Origin of the sequence: Pseudorhodoferax sp. Leaf265 (assembly GCF_001422365.1) — a bacterium.
GTDB lineage: Bacteria > Pseudomonadota > Gammaproteobacteria > Burkholderiales > Burkholderiaceae_C > Pseudorhodoferax.
This window is the reverse complement of the sequence record NZ_LMMT01000040.1, coordinates 292111-310803: the sequence shown is the minus strand read 5'-3', so window position 1 is coordinate 310803 and position 18693 is coordinate 292111. Positions and strand designations below refer to the sequence as shown.

Below are 18693 nucleotides of genomic sequence, written 5' to 3'. Positions count from 1 at the left end.
AATTCTAGGCCGGCCCCTCCCGGCGCAGCAGGGCCATCAGGCCCAACCCGCACAGCGCCAGGGCCACGCAGGCGCCGCTGGGCCAGTCGCGCGCCCAGGACAGGGCCAGGCCCAGCGCGCAGGCGAGCGCCGCCAAGGCCTGTGCCCCAACCAGGCGCAGGCCGCGCGCAAGCCACAGCGCCGGCGCGATCAGCAGCGCGAACACCAGGTACAAGCCCAGCGCCGGCACGGCGGCGCTGAGCGCGAGCGCGAACACCGGGTAGAACCAGGCGTCGCGCCGGAGCCGGCCGGCGGCCAGCGCGACCAGCAGCGCCGCGCCGGCCAGCAGCGCGGTGGCCGGCCAGGGCGCCCACAGCACGTCGGCGGCCAGCAGGGCCGTCAGCAGCTCGCGGCCGTGCGGTGCCTGGGCGGCCGCCAGCACGGCGATGCTGGCGCCGGCCACGTAGACCAGGCCGATCAGGGCTTCGCGCTGGCGCGGCGCCCGCCGCGCGATGGCCCGCACCGCGGCCGCGCCGGCCAGTGCCGCGGCGCTGGCGGCCAGGGCCGTGGCCCAGGCCGGCGGATGGTCCAGTGCCAGCGCACAGGTCAGCGCGCCGCAGGCCGCCACCTGGGCCACGGCCAGATCGATGAAGACCACGCCGCGCGCCAGCACCTGGGCGCCCAGCGGCACCAGGGCCAGGCAGGCCACGGCCAGCGCCGCCACCGGCGCGGCCAGCCAGACCAGTGCGTCCGGGCTCAACGCGGCTCCAGCAGCTGCGCGATGAGCCCGTCGAACAGCGCGGCCAGGTCCGCCGCCTGCGCGTCCTCGGTCACCGTGGAGGGCAGATGCAGCAAGCGCGTGCTGCCGCCCAGTTGCTGCGCCAGCCATTGCGCCGGCCGCACGTCCTGGTAGAGGGACACGACCACCGCACGCGGCGGCGCGGCGCGCGTGGCCTGCAGCACGCGCTGCAGGTGGCCCGGCGTGGGCGGCATGCCGGGCTGGGGCTCCAGGTCGGCCACCTGCGCCATGCCCAGCCAGTGCCACAGGTACGCGTAGGTGCTGTGCTGGGCCGCGACCTGGGTGCCGCGCAGCGGCGCCGCACGTTCGCGCCAGGCCGCCATGCGCGCACGCCAGTCGGCCTGGAAGGCCTGCCAGCGCAGTGCATGCTCGGCGGCGCGTGCCGGTTCGATCTGTTGCAGGCGCAGCGACAGCGCCTGGGCGATGGCCAGTAGCCGGTCCGGGTCCAGGTGCAAGTGCGGGTTGCCCTCGCTGTGCACGTCGCCGTCGAACGGCGTGCCGGGCGGACGCGGGTCGATCAAGGTGACATGGTCGGCCGCGTAGAACATGCCGGCCGCGCCGTCCTGCACGCGCGCATTGCCGGCGCGCTGCTGCAGCATGGGCAGCCAGCCGGCCTCCAGCGCGGCGCCGGTGCAGACCGCCAGGTCGGCGCGGCGCAGCGCAGCGATCAGGCTGGGGCGGGCCTCGATGTGGTGCGGGTCCTGCCGCGCGTGGGTGGCGCTCGTCACCTGGGCGCCGGGCGCCAGCTGGCGCACCAGCGCCGCCCATTCGGGCTCGCAGGCGAACACGGTCAGGGCCTGGCTGGCGCCTGCCGTGGCACAGAGCAGCAGGGCGGCGAGACTAGAACGCATGCGCAGCATGGGCACCGAAGGAGAGGACGTACTGGAGTTGCAGCGCATGCTTGCCGGTGTCGAAACCGACCGCATCGCGCTGGCGCGTGAACTGCAGGCGCAGGCTCTGCATGTGCGTGGGCTTGTAGGCCAGCATCACGGCGTCCTCGGCCAGCCGGGCGCCGTGGAAGTGGTCGCCATGCGGCTGGCGCACACGCAGCAGGTCGGTGCGCACACCGACTTCCCAGGTCGGCGCGAAGCGCCAGACCGCGCTGAGGTAGTGCGCCCTGTGCCTGTCGCCGTTGCTGGCGTAACGGTTCAGGTCGCGCACCTCGGCGTACTCGTAGGCCAGGCGCAGCTGCTGGCGGCTGTTGTTGCCGTCGGGCGCCCACTTGTAGGCCACATCGAGCAGGTACAGATGCTTGCCGCTGTAGGCCGCGCCGTGGGCATGCGCATGGTCGTGGTCATGCTCGTCGCCGCCGTGGTCGTGCGCGTCCTCCAGCGCGGCCTCGCGCCGGTTGTGCAGCCAGGACAGCCCGGCTTGCCAGCTGTGCGAGCGGCCGATGTCGCCACCCGTGCGCGCCGTCAGCACGAAGGCGCCGGGGCTCTGCGTGCGGCTGGCTTCCTGCACCAGCTGGCGGCCGCGGAACACCTCGGCACCCAGGCGCAGGTAGAGCTCGGTGGGGGCGGTCCAGTTCAGGCGCACGCCATCGTCGTACCAGTGGCCGCCCAGGAAGGCGCGGTACAGCAGCGGGCGCTCGACGAAATCGTCGGCATGCGGGTGCTGCTCGTTGAGGTAGCCCAGCTGCGAGGAGAAGCGGCCGGCGCGCGCCTGCAGGCCGGCCGGCAGGCTGCGCGTCTGCACGAAGGCCTCTTCGAGCTCGGCCTCCAGGTCGTCGTCGTGGCTGTGCACAGCCGTCGTGATCTGGGCCTGCAGCGCGCTGCCGATGGGACCGAACAGGCTGATGTCGCTGTGGCCCAGGCCCAGGCCCTGCACGCGCTGGCCCAGGGCCGGCACGCGCGAGGAGGCGGCCACGTCGAGCACCGCGCCGAATTGCCAGCGCTCGGCCGGTGCCGGGTCTTGCGCCTGGGCGCCGGTGGCAGCTGCCAGGGCCGCAGTCAGTGCAAGCCGCTTCACCGTGCGATCCCCAGCCAGGTGAGGTAGGAGGGCGCAAAGCCCAGCGCCACGCGCTGCTTGACCTGCAGCTGCGCCGTGTCGAGGACCAGCAGTTGCCTGCCGTTCGGGTCGCTCAGGTAGACCTCGTCGCGCGCGCCATTCGCTGCGAAAGCCGGGAAGGGCGCCGCCGCGGGCATGGACGGTACGGCGCCAGGCACCGTGGCGCGCGTGGCCCAGGCGCCGGCGCTGTACTGCAGCGCGTAGAGCGTGCCCAGGTCGTCGAGCACGAACAGCGTGCGGCCCGCGCGGTCGAAGCCGTGGGCGCGGCGCAGCCGGCCTTCGCCCCAGCCGGCGATGGCGATGGCCGTGGCGGCGTGGGTGGCCGGGTCGATGTCGTAGAAGCGCGTGGTCGAGGGCGTGCCGCTGTTGCCGATGCCGACGAAGCGCGCCATGGCGGGATGGCCGGCGATGGTGGAGATGCCCGAGGGCGCGGTGACGCGCGTGGCGCCGAAGTTGCCGCCGGCCGCGGGGCGCACCAGCAGGGCGCCGTCGCTGCAGCCGGCCACCGTGGTCTGGCCCTGGGTGTAGCTGCCGTGCATGCCGGGGCACAGCGCATCCAGCCGCTGCACGAAGCTGTAGGCGCTGCCCTGGCGGCGGTAGATCTCCACCTGCGTCGGCGCGGTGGCGCCGGCCACCAATGCGCTGGTGACCAGGTGCTCGCCGTTGGGTTCGGCGAAGCCATGCATGGGGGCCGTGAGCGCCAGCGTGGCGGCCACCTGGCCAGCGCCGATGCCGGCGTCCGTCAGCAGCAGGGCCGAGGCGTTCTGCGCGCTGGCGGCGCGGCCGTCCATGAACAGCGCGGCTTGGCCGGCGCGGTCGTCGTAGTGCGTGGGCTGGGGGCCGTCCAGGCGCAGCGTCAGCAGCCGCGGCTCCTGCTTGTAGTCGTGGTCGTGGTCGCCATGGTCTTCCTGCCAGATGCCGCCGTCGACGATCTGCGTGGTGTCCTGCGTGCGCTGCAGCGCCAGCGCATAGCGGCCGCCGGGGCTGGCGTAGACCGCGCTGGGGCTGTTGGCCAGGTTGAAGCTGGCGACCACGCTGGCGCTGTCCAGGTCGTGCAGGCGCAGGGTCGGCGAACCGCTCTCGGCGATGGCCAGGCGGCCGGCCGTGTCGATGTCGTGGTGCTCGTGGGCATGGTCGTCGTCGTCGTCGCCACCGCCGCCGCCGCAGGCGGCCAGGGCAAGGGCGGCGGCAAGGCCCAGTGCGAAACGGGTGGGACGGGAAGCGGCGTGGCTCGGCATGGTTCTCCTCTGAAGTGCCTCGTTCATTGAGTTTAGAGTTATAACATAACATGTTATGTAGTCACATCGCATGAGGGCCAGCCGCAAAGGACAAGGGCCGGATGCGCGATGCGCATCCGGCCCCGGTGGGCGGCGAAGAGGGCGGCTCAGTGCGCTTCGGCGGCCTTGGCGGCCTCGATCGCATCGGCCGTGCTGTCTCCCGTGCCGTTGAAGTAGATGTTGAGCAGCACCGCGGCGATGGCCGTCAGCAGGATGCCGGACTCCAGCAGCGGGTGCAAGCCGTGCGCCATCTGCTGCATCCAGCGCGGTGCCACCAGCGGGATCAGGCCGAAGCCGATGGCCAGCGCCACGATGTACAGGTTGTTGCGGTTGCCGCGGAAGTCCACGGCCGACAGGATGCGGATGCCGGTGGCCGCCACCATGCCGAACATCACGAGCCCGGCGCCACCGAGCACGAAGGTGGGCACGCTCTCCACCAGTGCCCCCATCTTGGGCAACAGGCCCAGCACCACCATGATCACGCCGCCGGCCACGCAGACCCAGCGGCTGCGCACGCCGGTCACGCCGACCAGGCCCACGTTCTGGCTGAAGCTGGTGTAGGGGAAGGTGTTGAAGAAGCCGCCGATCACGGTGCCCAGGCCGTCCGTGCGCAGGCCCGCAGCCAGCTCGGCCTGCGTGATCTTCTTGCCCGTGATGTCCGACAGCGCGAGGAACATGCCGGTGGACTCGATCATCACGACGACCATCACCAGCGTCATGGTCAGGATCATCACCGGGTCGAAGGTCGGCATGCCGAAGGCCAGCGGCGTGACGATGTCGAACCAGGCCGCCTCGGCCACCTTGTGGAAGTCCATCTTGCCCATGGCCACGGCCACCGCGCAGCCGGCCACGATGCCCAGCAGCACCGAGATGTTGGCCACGAAACCGCGGCCGAAGCGCACCAGCAGCAGGATGAAGACCAGCACCGCGGCGGCGATGCCCATGGTGTCGAGCGCGCCGTAGCGCGGGTTGTCCATCATCGGGATCGGGCCCAGCAACTGGCCCATGGGCACGCCCTTGGCCTGGGCCGCCGCGCGCGTGGCATCCACCAGCCGGCCCAGGGCCTCGGCATCGACGGTCTGCGCCATCGAGGACGGGCCGCCCATGGCCCAGCCCACGCCCACGCGCATCAGGCTGATGCCGATGACGGCGATGATGGTGCCCGTGACCACGGGCGGGAAGAAGCGCAGCATCTTGCTGATGGCCGGCGCGATCAGCATGGAGATCACGCCCGCGCCGATGATGGCGCCGAAGATCGCGCGCGCGCCTTCCACGCCGGGCATGGCGTTGGCGAAGGCCACCATGGGGCCGACGGCCGCGAAGGTCACGCCCATCATCACGGGCAGCTTGATGCCGAACCAGCGCGTCATGCCGAAGGACTGGATCAGCGTGACGATGCCGCAACAGAACAGGTCGGCGCTGATCAGCATGGCCACCTGGTGCGGCGAGAGCTGCAGCGCGCGGCCCACGATCAGCGGCACCGCCACGGCGCCGGCATAGATCACGAGAACATGTTGCAGGCCCAGCGCGGCCAGGCGGCCGGTGGGCAGGCGTTCGTCCACGGGGTGGACAGCGGGCGTGGTCATCGGAGGTTCTCCAGGGGCTCGGGAAAGGTGCACGCGCGCTGGGCGGCTTTCAGTGGGGGAAGCCGCGGCCAGTGCCGGCCGGTTCTTCCCCCCACCACAGCGGGTTCTGTGAGGAGCTGGGGTCGCAAAACCCCTCGGAAGAGGAGACCCGCGGCGACCTGGATATATGACTTATCGTATACACAATAGAAGGTTTTTGTCTCCGGAGAAACCCTTTGATCGCATACGAAGAAGGGTTCAGGAGCCGCGGTAGGTGCTGTAGCTGTAGGGGCTCACGAGCAGCGGCACGTGGTAGTGGCCCGCCTTGTCGGCGATACCGAAGTCCAGCTGCACGCTGTCGACGAAGGGGTACTCGGGCAGCTCCACGCCGCGTGCGCGGAAGTACGGCGCCACCTCGAACACCAGGCGCCAGCGGCCGGTTTCCATGCTGGCGGCGTCGAGCAGCGGCCCGCCGGCGTTGCGGCCGTCGGCATTCAGCGTAAGGGTCTTGACGGTCTGTGCGCTGCCGTCGGCCTGCACGCGCTGCAACGTGACCCGCATGCCGGCGGCCGGGCAGCCGTGGGCGGTGTCGAGAACGTGCGTGCTGAGGTGTCCCATGTTCGGTTTCCTTGTCAAAGAGGGTTGTCGGGTTTCGGATCGTATACGCGATGCGGCGCCTGCATCCCCTCCGCGTCGCGGAGGGCACGCAAGCGCCGTACCAGAAGGCGATGGAATGGGCGGTCGGAATCAGGCCGGCTTGTCGCCGATCTTGAACTGCGACAGGGTCTCGAGCGCGCGCACCATGCCCGAGTGGTCCCAGGCCGCGCCGCCCTGGGCCACGCAGGCCGAGAACAGCTGCTGCGCGCCGGCCGTGCCCGGCAGCGCCAGGCCGAGCTGGCGCGCGGCGCCCAGGGCGAGGTTCAGGTCCTTCTGGTGCAATGCGATGCGGAAGCCCGGCTCCACCGTGCGCGCCACCATGCGCTCGCCCAGCACCTCGAGGATGCGCGAGCTGGCCAGGCCGCCCAGCAGCGCCTCGCGCACGCGGGCCGGGTCGGCGCCGGCGCGGGCCGCGAACAGCAGGCCCTCGGCCACGGCCTGGATGGTCAGCGCCACCACGATCTGGTTGGCCACCTTGCAGGACTGGCCATCGCCGCTGCCGCCCACCCGCGTGATGTTCTTGCCCATCACGGCCAGCACGGGCCGGGCGCGCTCGAACACCTCGGGCTTGCCGCCGCACATGATGGACAGCGTGGCGTTGCGCGCGCCCACGTCGCCGCCGGAGACGGGCGCGTCCAGGTAGTCGGCGCCCAGCGCTTCGATGCGGCGCGCGAAGTCCTGCGTCTCCACGGGCGAGATCGAGGACATGTCGATCACGAGCTTGCCCTTGCCGCCGTGGGCCAGGCCCGCGGCCACACCGTCCTCGCCGAACAGCACGGCCGCCACGTCGGGCGTGTCAGGCAGCATGGTGATGACGATGTCGGCGCGCTCGGCCACACCGCGGGCCGAGGTGCATTGCGTGGCGCTGGTCTCGGCCAGCGCGGCCGGCACCTTGCCCAGCGTGTGCAGGAACAGCTGGTGGCCGGCGTTGATGAGGTGGCCCGCCATGGGCGTGCCCATGACGCCCAGGCCGATGAAACCGATCTTGAGGGAAGAGGAAGAAGTCATGTCGTGCAGGTCGTCGTTGTCAGTGTTGGGGAATCCAGGCGAGGCCGTCTTCGGTGCGGGCCGCGGGCTTGTATTCGCAGCCGATCCAGCCCTGGTAGCCGATGCGGTCCAGGTGGGCGAACAGGAACGGGTAGTTGATCTCGCCCGTGCCGGGTTCGTTGCGGCCGGGGTTGTCGGCCAGCTGGATGTGGGCGATGCGCGGCAGGTGCCTGGCGATGGTGGCCGCGAGTTCGCCCTCCATGCGCTGCATGTGGTAGATGTCGTACTGCAGGTAGGCGTTGGCCGTGCCGAGTTCGTCGAGCAGGGCCAGCGTCTGGGCACTGCGGTTCAGGTGGAAGCCCGGAATGTCGTAGCTGTTCACGGGTTCCACGAGCAGCTTGATGCCCGCATCGGCCAGCTGCAGCGCGGCATAGCGCAGGTTGTCCACCAGCGTGGCGTGGACCTGGGCCGCATCCACGCCGGCCGGCGTCTTGCCGACCAGGCAGTTGAGCTGGCGTGCGCCGAGCACGCGGGCGTACTCGATGGCCTGGCCCACGCCGGTGCGGAACTCGCGTTCGCGCCCCGGGATGCAGGCGATGCCGCGCTCGCCGGCGTCCCAGTCGCCGGCCGGCAGGTTGTGCAGCACCAGCTGCAGCTGGTGCTCCTGCAGGCGCGCCAGGATGTCGGCCGCCGAGTAGGGGTAGGGGAACATGAACTCGACGGCCTGGAAGCCGGCGTGCGCTGCGCGTTCGAAGCGGTCCAGGAACGGCACCTCGTTGAACAGCATCGTGAGATTGGCGGCGAATTGGGGCATGGGTCCGTCCTCAATCCAGCATGGCGGCCGCGATGGCCGTGGGCACGTCGGACTTGTTCGATGCCAGGTCCTCGAACTCCACCACGTTGTCGATCTCGGTGCCCATGGCGATGTTGGTCACCTGCTCGAGCAGCACCTCCACGACGACGGGCACGCGGTACTCCTCCATCCAGGCCTCGGCCTGGCGCAGGGCCGGCGCGATCTCCTCCTGCCGGTGCACGCGGATGGCTTTGCAGCCCAGGCCCTCGACCACCTTGATGTGGTCCACGCCGTAGCTGCGCACCGCCTCGTCGGCCGGCGTGTTGATGTTGTCGAAGGCCAGCTGCACGCAGTAGTCCATGCCGAAGCCGCGCTGGCTCTGGCGGATCAGGCCCAGGTAGCTGTTGTTCACGACGATGTGCAGGTAGGGCAGCTTGAACTGCGCGCCCACGGCCAGCTCCTCCAGCATGAACTGGAAGTCGTAGTCGCCCGACAGCGCGACGATCTTGCGGCTCGGGTCGGCGGCGCGCACGCCCAGGGCGGCCGGCACGGTCCAGCCCAGCGGGCCGGCCTGGCCGCAGTTGATCCACTGGCGCGGGCCGTAGACATGCAGGAACTGCGCGGCCGCGATCTGCGACAGGCCGATCGTGGAGACGTAGGTCACGTCCTTGCCGAAGGCGTTGTTCATGCACTGGTACACGCGCTGCGGCTTCATGGGCACGCTGTCGTAGTTGGTCTTGCGCAGGTACTGGATATCGCGCTTGCGGTCCTGGCATTCGGCGGCCCAAGCGGAGCGCTCGGGCAGCTTGCGCTGCGCTGCGCGCTCGCGGGCGGCCTGCACGAACAGTTCGAGCGCGGCCTTGGCGTCGGAGACGATGCCGTAGTCCGGCGCGAACACGCGGCCGATCTGCGTGGGCTCGATGTCCACGTGGATGAACTTGCGGCCCTTGCAATACACCTCAGGGCTGCCCGTGTGGCGGTTGGCCCAGCGGTTGCCGATGCCCAGCACGAAGTCCGATGCCAGCATGTTGGCGTTGCCGTAGCGGTGGCTGGTCTGCAGGCCGCACATGCCCGCCATGAGCGGGTGGTCGTCGGGGATCGTGCCCCAGCCCATCAGCGTGGGGATGACCGGGATGCCCGTGAGCTCGGCGAACTCCACCAGCAGCTCGCTCGCGTCGGCATTGATGATGCCGCCGCCGGCCACGATCAGCGGGCGCTCGGCGCTCTGCAGCATGTCCAGCGCCTTGTCGATCTGCGCGCGCGTGGCGGCCGGCTTGTAGACGGGCAGCGGCGCGTAGGTGTCGATGTCGAACTCGATCTCGGCCATCATCACGTCGAAGGGCAGGTCGATCAGCACCGGGCCCGGGCGGCCCGAGCGCATCAGGTGGAAGGCCTGCTGGAAGGCGCGCGGCACCTGGGCCGGCTCCAGCACCGTGGTGGACCACTTGGTCACGGGCTTGACGATGCTGGTGATGTCCACCGCCTGGAAGTCTTCCTTGTGCAGCCGTGCGCGCGGCGCCTGGCCCGTGATGCACAGGATCGGGATGCTGTCGGCGCTGGCCGAGTACAGGCCCGTGACCATGTCGGTGCCGGCCGGGCCCGAGGTGCCGATGCAGACACCGATGTTGCCTGCCTTGGCCCGCGTGTAGCCCTCGGCCATGTGCGAGGCGCCCTCGACGTGGCGCGCCAGCACGTGGCTGATGGTCTGGCGCTCGCGCAGCTGCGCATAGAGCGGGTTGATGGCGGCACCGGGCACGCCGAAGGCCTGGGTGATGCCTTCTTTTTCCATCACGAGCACTGCGGCCATCGCCGCCTTCATCTTCGCCATTGCAAGTCTCCTGGGTTGGTGCAACTGGCGGCAATGGTCGCGAGAGCCTCACCCGGCGTGAACGCCTGCCACCGGATATCAACTATTCCGCGCCGGAATAGACAGGCCTACACTGAATCCATGGACCGACTCATGACCATGCAGGTGTTCGTGCGCGTCGTGGAGACGGGCAGCTTCAGCAAGGCCGCGGCCGAGCTGGCCACCACCCAGCCCACGGCGACCAAGGCCGTGGCCGAGGCCGAGCGCCGGCTGGGCGCGCGCCTGCTGCACCGCAGCACGCGCGGTGTGACGCCGACCGAGGTCGGCCTGCTGTACTACGAGCGCTGCAAGGCCCTGGTGCGCGATGCCGACGAGGCCGACAGCGTGGCCGCGCTGGTGCAGGGCGGTGGCAGCGGCCTGCTGCGCATCAACTGCTCCGTGGCCTTCGGCCGCCGCGTGCTGGTGCCGCTGGTGCTGCGCTACATGCAGGCGCATCCGCAGCTGCAGGTGGAGCTGTCCTTCGACGACCGCTACGTGAACCTGGTGGAGCAGGGCGTGGACCTGGCCGTGCGCATGGGCCGGCTGGCCGATTCGGCGCTGGGCGCGCGCTACCTGGGTCGCAACCCGTGGATGCTGGCCGGCGCGCCCGCGTACCTGGCCGCGCGCGGCACGCCGCAGCAGCCGGCCGACCTCGCGGGCCATGACTGCCTGGTCTACAGCAGCGTGCAGGGCGATGCGCGCTGGCCCTTTGTCACGCCCGCGGGCGAGGAGCTGGCCGTGCCCGTGCGCGCCATGCTCAAGTCCAACAACCTGTCGGCGCTGCTGGCGGCCTGCCGCGCCGGTATGGGCCTGGCGGTGCTGCCCTGGTATGTCGCCAACACCGCGCACGCCGACGGCTCCATCGTGCAGCTGCTGGCAGACCACGCGCTGCCGTCGCAGGAGGTGCATGCGGTGTTTCCCTCGCCCAAGCTGGTGCCCGCCAAGGTCACGGCCTTCATCGCCTGGCTGCAGCAGCAGCTGCAGGGCGAGTGGTGGGGTGTGGATCTCGCGCAGGCCGAGTAGGGCCGTTTTCGCTTCCAGCCTGTATTCAGTTTTTCGCGGTTTTCAGCGCGAACCTGCCTCCAGCCCACCTGGAGGGCTGGCGTCCGGATACCCATCCGGCCCTCCGGGACTTGCGTATCCCCGAATTACTGTACACAATTAACGACATAAATCGTCTTCAATCCATCATGCCCCGCAAGCCCGCTTCTTCCCTGCGCCTGGTGGACCCGGTGCGCACGCCGCGCGATGCGCCCAGCACGACGGACCAGATCGTCGAGTCCATCACGAGCGCCATCGTCGAGCAGCGCCTGATGCCCGGCACCAAGCTCGTGGAGCAGCAGATCGCCGACGTGTTCTCGGTTTCGCGCACGGTGGTGCGCCAGGCGCTGAACCAGCTCAGCCGCAGCCGCCTGGTCACGCTGCTGCCTGCGCGCGGCGCCTTCGTGGCCACCATGTCGGCCGAGGAGGCGCGCCAGGTCTACGAGCTGCGCCGGCTGGTGGAGGGCGGCATGGCGCGCGAGCTGGCCGCCCGCATCACCGACGCGCAGATCGCCCAGCTGCGCGCCCACCTGCAGGACGAGCGCGACGCGGTCAAGCGGTCCGACGTGAGCGGCCGCACGCGCCTGCTGGCCGACTTCCACGTGATCCTGGCGCGGCTGCTCGGCAACGAGGTGCTGGCCGAACTCATCGCCGACCTGCTCTCGCGCTCGCAGCTCATCGCGCTGATGTACCAGAGCGGCCACTCGGCCGAGCACTCGCAATCCGAGCACATCGAGATCGTCGAGGCGCTGGAAAAGCGCGACGGCCGCGCCGCGGCCAAGCTCATGGAGCAGCACATCACGAGCGTGGAGCGCAACCTGCGGCTCGATCCACGCTCCCCCGACCTGGCCGCCGTGCTGCGGCCCAAGCACTGAAAGAGACAAGCCCCGAACATGGCCTCCCCGAATCCATCTTCCCGTGATCCACGCTATCCGCGCGACCTGCGTGGCTACGGCCGCAATCCCCCGCATGCGCAATGGCCGGGCCAGGCCCGTGTGGCCGTGCAGTTCGTGCTGAACTACGAGGAGGGCGGCGAGAACTCCGTGCTGCACGGCGATGCCGGCAGCGAGCAGTTTCTCTCGGAAATGTTCAACCCGGCCGCCTACCCGGACCGCCACCTCTCCATGGAAGGCATCTACGAGTACGGATCGCGCGTGGGCGTGTGGCGGCTGCTGCGCGAGTTCGAGCGCCGCGGCCTGCCGCTCACGGTGTTCGGCGTCTCGATGGCGCTGGAGCGCTGCCCCGAGGTCACGGCCGCCTTCGTCGAGCTGGGCCACGAGATCGCCTGCCACGGCTGGCGCTGGATCCACTACCAGAACCTGGCTCCCTCGGTGGAGCGCGAGCACCTGGAGCGCGGCATGGAGATCATCCAGCGCATCACGGGCAACACGCCGCTGGGCTGGTACACGGGCCGCGACAGCCCCAACACGCGCCGCATCGTCGCCGACCACGGTGGCTTCGAATACGACAGCGACTACTACGGCGACGACCTGCCGTTCTGGCTGCGCGTGAAGAAGACCGATGGCAGCCTCGCGCCGCACCTGGTCGTGCCGTACACGCTGGACTGCAACGACATGCGCTTCGCGCTGCCGCAGGGCTTCAGCCACGGCGACGAGTTCTTCGAGTACCTGCGCGACGCCTTCGACGTGCAGTACGCCGAGGGCGACGAGCGGCCCTCGATGATGAGCATCGGCATGCACTGCCGGCTGCTTGGCCGGCCGGGCCGCATGCGCGCGCTGCAGCGCTTCCTGGACCACGTGCAGTCGCACGACCAGGTCTGGGTCACGCGCCGCATCGACATCGCGCGCCATTGGAAACAGGTGCATCCCTTCGATGCCAACACCGCCTTTGTCTGGGAGTGAACATGCCGCTCACGCTGGAGCAACTCAACGCCGCCACGCAGGCCGACTTCGTCGCCCTGCTGGACGGCACCTACGAACACTCGCCCTGGGTCGCCGAAGGCGCCTGGGCTGCACGGCCCTTCGCCTCGCTGCCTGCGCTGAAAGCGGCGCTGGCCGCATCGGTGCGCCGCGCCGGCCGCGACCAGCAGATGGCGCTGGTGCGTGCCCACCCCGAGCTGGCCGGCAAGGCCATGGCCAGCAACCAGCTCACGGCCGAGTCGACCAATGAGCAGAGCAAGGCGGGCCTGACGAATTGCACGCCCGATGAGCTCGCGCTGATCGGGCGGCTCAACGCGCAGTACAACGCGCGCTTCGGCTTCCCGTTCATCATGCCCGTGCGCGGGCCCCGCGGCATCGGGCTGTCCAAGCAGCAGATCATCGCGACGGTGCAGCGCCGGCTCCATCACCACCCGGACTACGAATTCGCCGAGGCGCTGCGCGCGATCCACCGCATCGCCGAGATCCGGCTGGACGACAAGTTCGGTCAGGCGCCCGTGCTGGGCAACCTGGTCTGGGACTGGGCCGAGCAGCTGGCCCAGCACACCGACCCCGGCTACGCCGAGCGCGGCGAGCTCACCGTCACCTACCTGACCGATGCCCACCGTGCCTGCGCCGCCCAGCTGGCCGCCTGGATGCGCGAGGACTGCGGCTTCGACGAAGTCACGATCGACGCGGTCGGCAACGTGGTCGGCATCTACCACGGCACCGACCGCAGCGCGCCCCGCCTGCTCACGGGCAGCCACTACGACACCGTGCGCAACGGCGGCAAGTACGACGGCCGGCTCGGCATCCTGGTGCCCATGGCCTGCGTGCGCGAGCTGCACCGCGCGGGCAAGCGCCTGCCCTACGGTTTCGAGGTCGTCGGCTTCTCGGAAGAAGAGGGCCAGCGCTACAAGGCCGTGTTCCTGGGCTCGGGCGCGCTGACCGGCGATTTCGACCCGGCCTGGCTGGACCAGCAGGACGCCGACGGCATCACCATGCGCGCGGCCATCCAGCATGCTGGCCTGCGGGCCGAGGACATCGCAGGCCTGAAGCGCGACGCCGCCAACTACCAGGGCTTCGTCGAGGTCCACATCGAGCAAGGCCCCGTGCTCAACGATCTGGACCTGCCGCTGGGCATCGTGACCTCGATCAATGGCAGCGTGCGCTACGTCGGCGAGGTCGTTGGCATGGCCAGCCACGCCGGCACCACGCCCATGGACCGGCGCCGCGATGCGGCCGCGGCCGTGGCCGAGCTTGTGCTGTTCATGGAAAAGCGCGCGGCCGCCGAGCCGCACCTGGTCGCCACCGTGGGCATGCTCGAGGTGCCCAACGGCTCCATCAACGTGGTGCCGGGCCGCTGCAAGTTCAGCCTGGACATCCGCGCCACCACCAACGAAGCACGCGACGCCTGCGAGCGCGACGTGCTGGCCGAACTGCAGGCCATCTGCGAACGCCGCGGCGTGCACCACCAGGTCGAGCAGACCATGCGGGCCTCGGCCGCGCCCAGTGCGCCGGCCTGGCAGCAGCGCTGGGAAGCCGCCGTGCAGGCCCAGGGCCTGCCGCTGTACCGCATGCCCAGCGGGGCCGGCCACGACGCCATGAAGCTGCACGAAATCATGCCCCAGGCCATGTTGTTCGTGCGCGGCGAGAACGCCGGCATCAGCCACAACCCGCTGGAATCGACCACCAACCACGACATGGAACTCAGCGTGCGCGCGTTCCAAACCCTTCTAGCCCAACTCGCGAGCGAACAAGCATGACCACGACGAACACCACCTACGACGCCATCGACCGCTGGGTCGATGCGCACTTCGACGAGCAGGTCCGCTTCCTGCAGGCCCTGGTGCAGGTGCCCACCGACACGCCGCCCGGCAACAACACGCCGCACGCTGTGCGCACGGCCGCATTGCTCAAGGACTTCGGCTTCGAGGCGCAGGCCCACGAGGTGCCGGCCGCGACCGTGAAGGAACACGGCCTGGAGTCCATCACCAACCTCGTGGTGCAGCGCCGCTACGGCAAGGGTGGCCGCGTGGTTGCGCTCAACGCCCACGGTGACGTGGTGCCGCCCGGCGAAGGCTGGACGCAGAAGCCCTACGGCGGCGAGGTCGTCGACGGCAAGCTCTACGGCCGTGCCGCTGCCGTCAGCAAGTGCGATTTCTCGACCTTCAGCTTCGCCACGCGCGCGCTGGAAGCGGCCGGCGTGCCGCTGGCCGGTGGCGTCGACCTGCTGTTCACCTACGACGAGGAATTCGGCGGCGAACTCGGCCCGGCCTGGCTGCTCGAGAAGGGCCTGACCAAGCCCGACCTGGAGATCGCCGCCGGCTTCAGCTACCAGGTGGTGACGGCCCACAACGGCTGCCTGCAGATGGAGGTCACGGTGCACGGCAAGATGGGCCATGCGGCCGTGCCCGAGACCGCGGTGGACGCGCTGCAGGCCGCCAACCGCATCCTGAGCGCGCTGTACGCCGAGAACGGCGAGTTGCGCAAGACCAAGAGCGCGGTGGAAGGCATCAACCACGGCTACATCAATGTGGGCCAGATCCACGGTGGCACCAACACCAACGTGGTGCCCGGCAAGGTCGTGCTCAAGGTCGACCGCCGCATGATCCCCGAGGAAGACCCAGTCGCTGTGGAAGCACGGCTGCGCGGTCTGATCGAGCAGGCGGCTGCGGGCCAGGCCGGCATCAGCGTGGAGATCAAGCGCCTGCTGCTGGCCCACGCCATGAAGCCGCTGGCCGGCAATGCGCCTCTGGTCGAGTCGCTGTGCAGCCATGCCACGGCTTTGTTCGGCGAGCCCGTGAAGGCCTCGGGCACGCCGCTGTACACCGATGCGCGGCTGTTCAGCGAGCGCGGCATCCCGGCCGTGATCTACGGCGCCGGCCCGCGCACCGTGCTGGAGTCGAATGCCAAGCGCGCCGACGAGCACATCGTGCTGGAAGACCTGCGCCGCGCCACCAAGGTGGTGGCGCGCACGCTGTTCGATCTGCTCAAGGCGTGATCCACATCAAGGCCTGGGCGCTGCGTCGGTCTTAGAGTCCGCCCCATACCCTTCCAAAGAAACCCGAGAGGACAAGACATGCGCATTCGACGCGATACCCTGGCGCTGGCGGTTGCCTGCGCGATGGCCGGCCCGGTGCTGGCCGCCGGCCCCTGCGAGGCCGAGATCGACAGCACCGACGCCATGCAGTTCACCAAGGCCACGCTCGCCGTGCCGGCCAGCTGCAAGCAATTCAAGGTGACGCTCAAGCACGTGGGCAAGCTGCCCAAGGCCGCCATGGGCCACAACTGGGTGCTGGCCAAGACGGCAGACATGGCCGGCGTGGCCAGCGACGGCATCGCCGCCGGCCTGCCCAACGATTACCTCAAGCCCGGCGATGCGCGCGTGATCGCAGCCACCAAGGTCATCGGCGGCGGCGAAAGCGCCTCGGTCAGCTTCGACGTGGCCAAGCTCAAGGCCGGCGAGGCCTACAGCTACTTCTGTTCCTTCCCGGGCCACTCGGCCATCATGAAGGGCACGCTGACGCTGGCCAAGTAAGCCCAAGCGTTCCGCGTGCAAGCGGCTGTGGGCTCTGGCCCGCAGCCGCTTTTTTTCTGGCCGCGTGCCAGTGCATAAGCTTGCGCGAAAAGCTTCGTTGGGTTGGTGCGGCCGGCTCCGAACAATGGCCCGCTGCGCGCCCAAGCACCGCCGCCGGCGGTGGCGGCGCGCCAGGAGCCCGCATGTCCGATCTCTCACCGCTGTCCGATGCCGCGCTGGACCGCCTGTTCCGCCAGGCCCGCACGGTGCATGCCTTCCAACCCGTGCCCGTCTCCGACGCCACGCTGCACCAGCTCTACGACCTGCTCAAGTGGGGGCCGACGGCCTTCAACGCCCAGCCCGCGCGCTACGTGTTCGTGCGCAGCGCCGAGGCCAAGGCCCAACTGCTGCCGGCCGTCTCCAAGGGCAACCTCCAGCAGACCGCATCGGCCGCCGTGACCGTGATCGTGGCGCAAGACCGGCGCTTCCAGGACCAGTTGCCCACGCAGTTCCCGGCCTACGACGCCAAGCCGCTTTTCGACGGCAATGCGCAGCTGGCCGACACCACGGCGCTGCGCAACGGCAGCCTGCAGGGCGCCTACCTGATCCTGGCGGCCCGCGCGCTGGGCCTGGACGCCGGCCCGCAGTCGGGCTTCGATGCCAAGGCCGTGGACGCGGCCTTCTTCCCCGACGGCCGCTGGCAGAGCAACTTCCTCGTGAACCTGGGTGTGGCCGACCACGGCGCGACCTTTGCGCGCGGCCCGCGCCTGGCCTTCGACGACGCCGCGAGGATCCTCTGAATGAAACCACCCCGTTTGGCTGGCTCACTGCGTGTAGCCATCCGATACCCCTCCAGGGGCGCCCCCAGCGGCCGGGCAGAGCCCGTTCCGCGGGTGCACCGGCATGGCCTGCTGCGCGGCCACTCGACCAGCGGCTTGCGGGCCGGCTTCGTGTTCTGCCAATCGCGCGCCAGCGCAGTGGAAGGCTGAGATGACACAACGCAAACTGCGCCTGGGCGCCTTCATCATGGCCACGGGCCACCACATCGCCGCCTGGCGGCATCCGGGTTCGCAGATCGACTCGGGCGTCAACATCGACCACTACATCGAGGTGGCGCAGACGGCCGAGCGCGGCCTGTTCGACCAGGTCTTCGTGGCCGACAGCCCCGGCATCGGCTTCCGTGGCGACGAGGAGGCGCTGCGCCGCCAGGGCCGCGTGTCCTACTTCGAGCCCGTCACGCTGTGGGCCGCGCTGTCGGCCGTCACCAAGCACATCGGCTTCGTCGCCACGGCCTCGACGACCTACGAAGACCCCTACCTGCTGGCGCGCAAGTTCGCCTCGCTGGACCACATCAGCAAGGGCCGTGCGGCCTGGAACGTGGTGACCACGAGCGCCGACAACGTGCATGGCAACTTCGGCCTCGACGCGCACCCGGACCCGGCCCTGCGCTACGAGCGCGCGCACGAGTTCGTGCAGGTGGTCAAGGGCCTGTGGGACAGCTTCGAGGACGACGCCTTCGTGCGCGACGCGGGCTCGGGCGTCTACTTCGACCCGGCCAAGCTGCATGCGCTGAACCACGTGGGCAAGCACTTCAAGGTCAAGGGCCCGCTGAACCTGGAGCGCCCGCCGCAGGGCTACCCCGTGATCGTGCAGGCCGGCTCGTCCGAGGACGGCAAGGAACTGGCCGCCGCCACGGCCGAGGCCATCTTCACGGCCTGGACCAGCCTGGCCGAAGCCCAGGCCTTCTACCGCGACGTCAAGGGCCGCATGGCCAGGTACGGCCGCCGGCCCGAGCAACTGCTGGTGCTGCCCGGCATCTCGCCCGTGATCGGTCGCACCGAGGAGGAGGCGCAGGCCAAGTGGGCCGAGCTGCAATCGCTGATCCATCCGGCCGTGGGCCTGGCCGCGATCGCGCCGTTCTGGCCCGGCGAGGACCTGAGCCGTTGGGACCTGGACGCACCTCCGCCCTACATCCCCGATGCGCCCAAGGGCATCCAGAGCCGGGCCCACGTGGTGCTGGAACTGGCGCGGCGCGAGCGCTTCACGGTCCGCCAGCTCTACGAGTACCTGGCCGGCGCGCGCGGCCACTGGGTCGTGGTGGGCACGCCAGCGCAGATTGCCGACCGCATGCAGGAGTGGTTCGAGAACGGTGCGGCCGATGGCTTCAACGTGATGCCGCCGGTGCTGCCGGCCTCGCTCAACGAGTTCGTCGACCTCGTGGTGCCGGAGTTGCAGCGGCGCGGCCTGTTCCGCACCGCCTACGAAGGCCGCACGCTGCGCGAGAACCTGGGGCTGGAGCGGCCGGCCAACGCGTTCGCGCAGGCGCAGCGCGCCGCGGCCTGAGT

At 70.1% G+C, this 18693-nt stretch carries 17 protein-coding genes; 8 read left to right on the top strand and 9 right to left on the bottom strand.

All coding sequences use genetic code 11. The annotated features are described in order from the left end of the window. Nucleotides 1–4 precede the first annotated feature (4 nt). From ASF45_RS32875 to gcl, 9 genes are all read right to left on the bottom strand, one after another. Nucleotides 5–739: a metal ABC transporter permease gene (locus tag ASF45_RS32875; RefSeq protein WP_056673704.1), complete on the bottom strand. Its 735-nt coding sequence runs from the start codon at nt 737–739 to the stop codon at nt 5–7. Beyond that, entirely contained in the window at nt 736–1629 is an 894-nt protein-coding gene (locus ASF45_RS32870) for a metal ABC transporter solute-binding protein, Zn/Mn family (protein WP_056674402.1), read from the bottom strand. Before ASF45_RS32870 ends, ASF45_RS32875 begins: the two co-directional genes overlap by 4 nt. Further along, entirely contained in the window at nt 1619–2746 is a 1128-nt protein-coding gene (locus ASF45_RS32865; protein WP_056673702.1) for a hypothetical protein, read from the bottom strand. Before ASF45_RS32865 ends, ASF45_RS32870 begins: the two co-directional genes overlap by 11 nt. Continuing rightward, complete coding sequence (locus tag ASF45_RS32860) at nt 2743–4023, bottom strand: hypothetical protein (RefSeq protein ID WP_063887837.1); 1281 nt, start codon at nt 4021–4023, stop codon at nt 2743–2745. The genes ASF45_RS32865 and ASF45_RS32860 overlap by 4 nt, the downstream gene beginning before the upstream one ends. A gap of 146 nt (nt 4024–4169) precedes the next feature. Continuing rightward, nucleotides 4170–5648, bottom strand: a complete 1479-nt coding sequence (locus ASF45_RS32855; protein ID WP_056673699.1) for a nucleobase:cation symporter-2 family protein — start codon at nt 5646–5648, stop codon at nt 4170–4172. A gap of 237 nt (nt 5649–5885) precedes the next feature. Further along, nucleotides 5886–6245, bottom strand: a complete 360-nt coding sequence (gene uraH / locus ASF45_RS32850) for a hydroxyisourate hydrolase (protein WP_056673696.1) — start codon at nt 6243–6245, stop codon at nt 5886–5888. Nucleotides 6246–6374: 129 nt separating this feature from the next. Further along, nucleotides 6375–7292, bottom strand: coding sequence for a 2-hydroxy-3-oxopropionate reductase (locus ASF45_RS32845; protein ID WP_056673692.1), 918 nt, complete (start codon nt 7290–7292; stop codon nt 6375–6377). Nucleotides 7293–7311: 19 nt separating this feature from the next. Continuing rightward, a complete protein-coding gene (gene hyi, locus ASF45_RS32840) occupies nt 7312–8085 on the bottom strand; it encodes a hydroxypyruvate isomerase (protein WP_056673690.1) in 774 nt (257 codons plus the stop codon). Nucleotides 8086–8095: 10 nt separating this feature from the next. After that, nucleotides 8096–9892 carry a glyoxylate carboligase gene (gene gcl / locus ASF45_RS32835; protein WP_056673687.1) on the bottom strand — a complete coding sequence of 599 codons (1797 nt, stop codon included), beginning with the start codon at nt 9890–9892 and terminating at the stop codon, nt 8096–8098. A gap of 120 nt (nt 9893–10012) precedes the next feature. Between gcl and ASF45_RS32830 the strand changes: the two genes are divergently transcribed. From ASF45_RS32830 to ASF45_RS32795, 8 genes are all read left to right on the top strand, one after another. Then, complete coding sequence (locus ASF45_RS32830) at nt 10013–10933, top strand: LysR family transcriptional regulator (RefSeq protein WP_056673685.1); 921 nt, start codon at nt 10013–10015, stop codon at nt 10931–10933. 167 nt (nt 10934–11100) lie between these two features. Further along, nucleotides 11101–11826 carry a GntR family transcriptional regulator gene (locus ASF45_RS32825; protein ID WP_056673682.1) on the top strand — a complete coding sequence of 242 codons (726 nt, stop codon included), beginning with the start codon at nt 11101–11103 and terminating at the stop codon, nt 11824–11826. 18 nt (nt 11827–11844) lie between these two features. After that, nucleotides 11845–12813, top strand: coding sequence for an allantoinase PuuE (puuE, locus tag ASF45_RS32820; RefSeq protein WP_056673679.1), 969 nt, complete (start codon nt 11845–11847; stop codon nt 12811–12813). Between the two features lie 2 nt (nt 12814–12815). Beyond that, the gene (gene uraD, locus ASF45_RS32815) at nt 12816–14594 is read left to right on the top strand and encodes a 2-oxo-4-hydroxy-4-carboxy-5-ureidoimidazoline decarboxylase (protein ID WP_056673675.1); all 1779 of its coding nucleotides are present in this window, start codon (nt 12816–12818) and stop codon (nt 14592–14594) included. Next, nucleotides 14591–15832, top strand: a complete 1242-nt coding sequence (locus tag ASF45_RS32810) for a M20/M25/M40 family metallo-hydrolase (protein ID WP_056673673.1) — start codon at nt 14591–14593, stop codon at nt 15830–15832. Before uraD ends, ASF45_RS32810 begins: the two co-directional genes overlap by 4 nt. 78 nt (nt 15833–15910) lie before the next feature. Then, nucleotides 15911–16369, top strand: a complete 459-nt coding sequence (azu, locus tag ASF45_RS32805) for an azurin (protein WP_056673671.1) — start codon at nt 15911–15913, stop codon at nt 16367–16369. A 182-nt stretch (nt 16370–16551) separates the two neighbouring features. Beyond that, nucleotides 16552–17148 carry a malonic semialdehyde reductase gene (locus ASF45_RS32800; protein ID WP_056673668.1) on the top strand — a complete coding sequence of 199 codons (597 nt, stop codon included), beginning with the start codon at nt 16552–16554 and terminating at the stop codon, nt 17146–17148. A 190-nt stretch (nt 17149–17338) separates the two neighbouring features. Then, a complete protein-coding gene (locus ASF45_RS32795) occupies nt 17339–18691 on the top strand; it encodes an LLM class flavin-dependent oxidoreductase (RefSeq protein ID WP_056673665.1) in 1353 nt (450 codons plus the stop codon). The last annotated feature ends 2 nt before the right edge of the window (nt 18692–18693 follow it).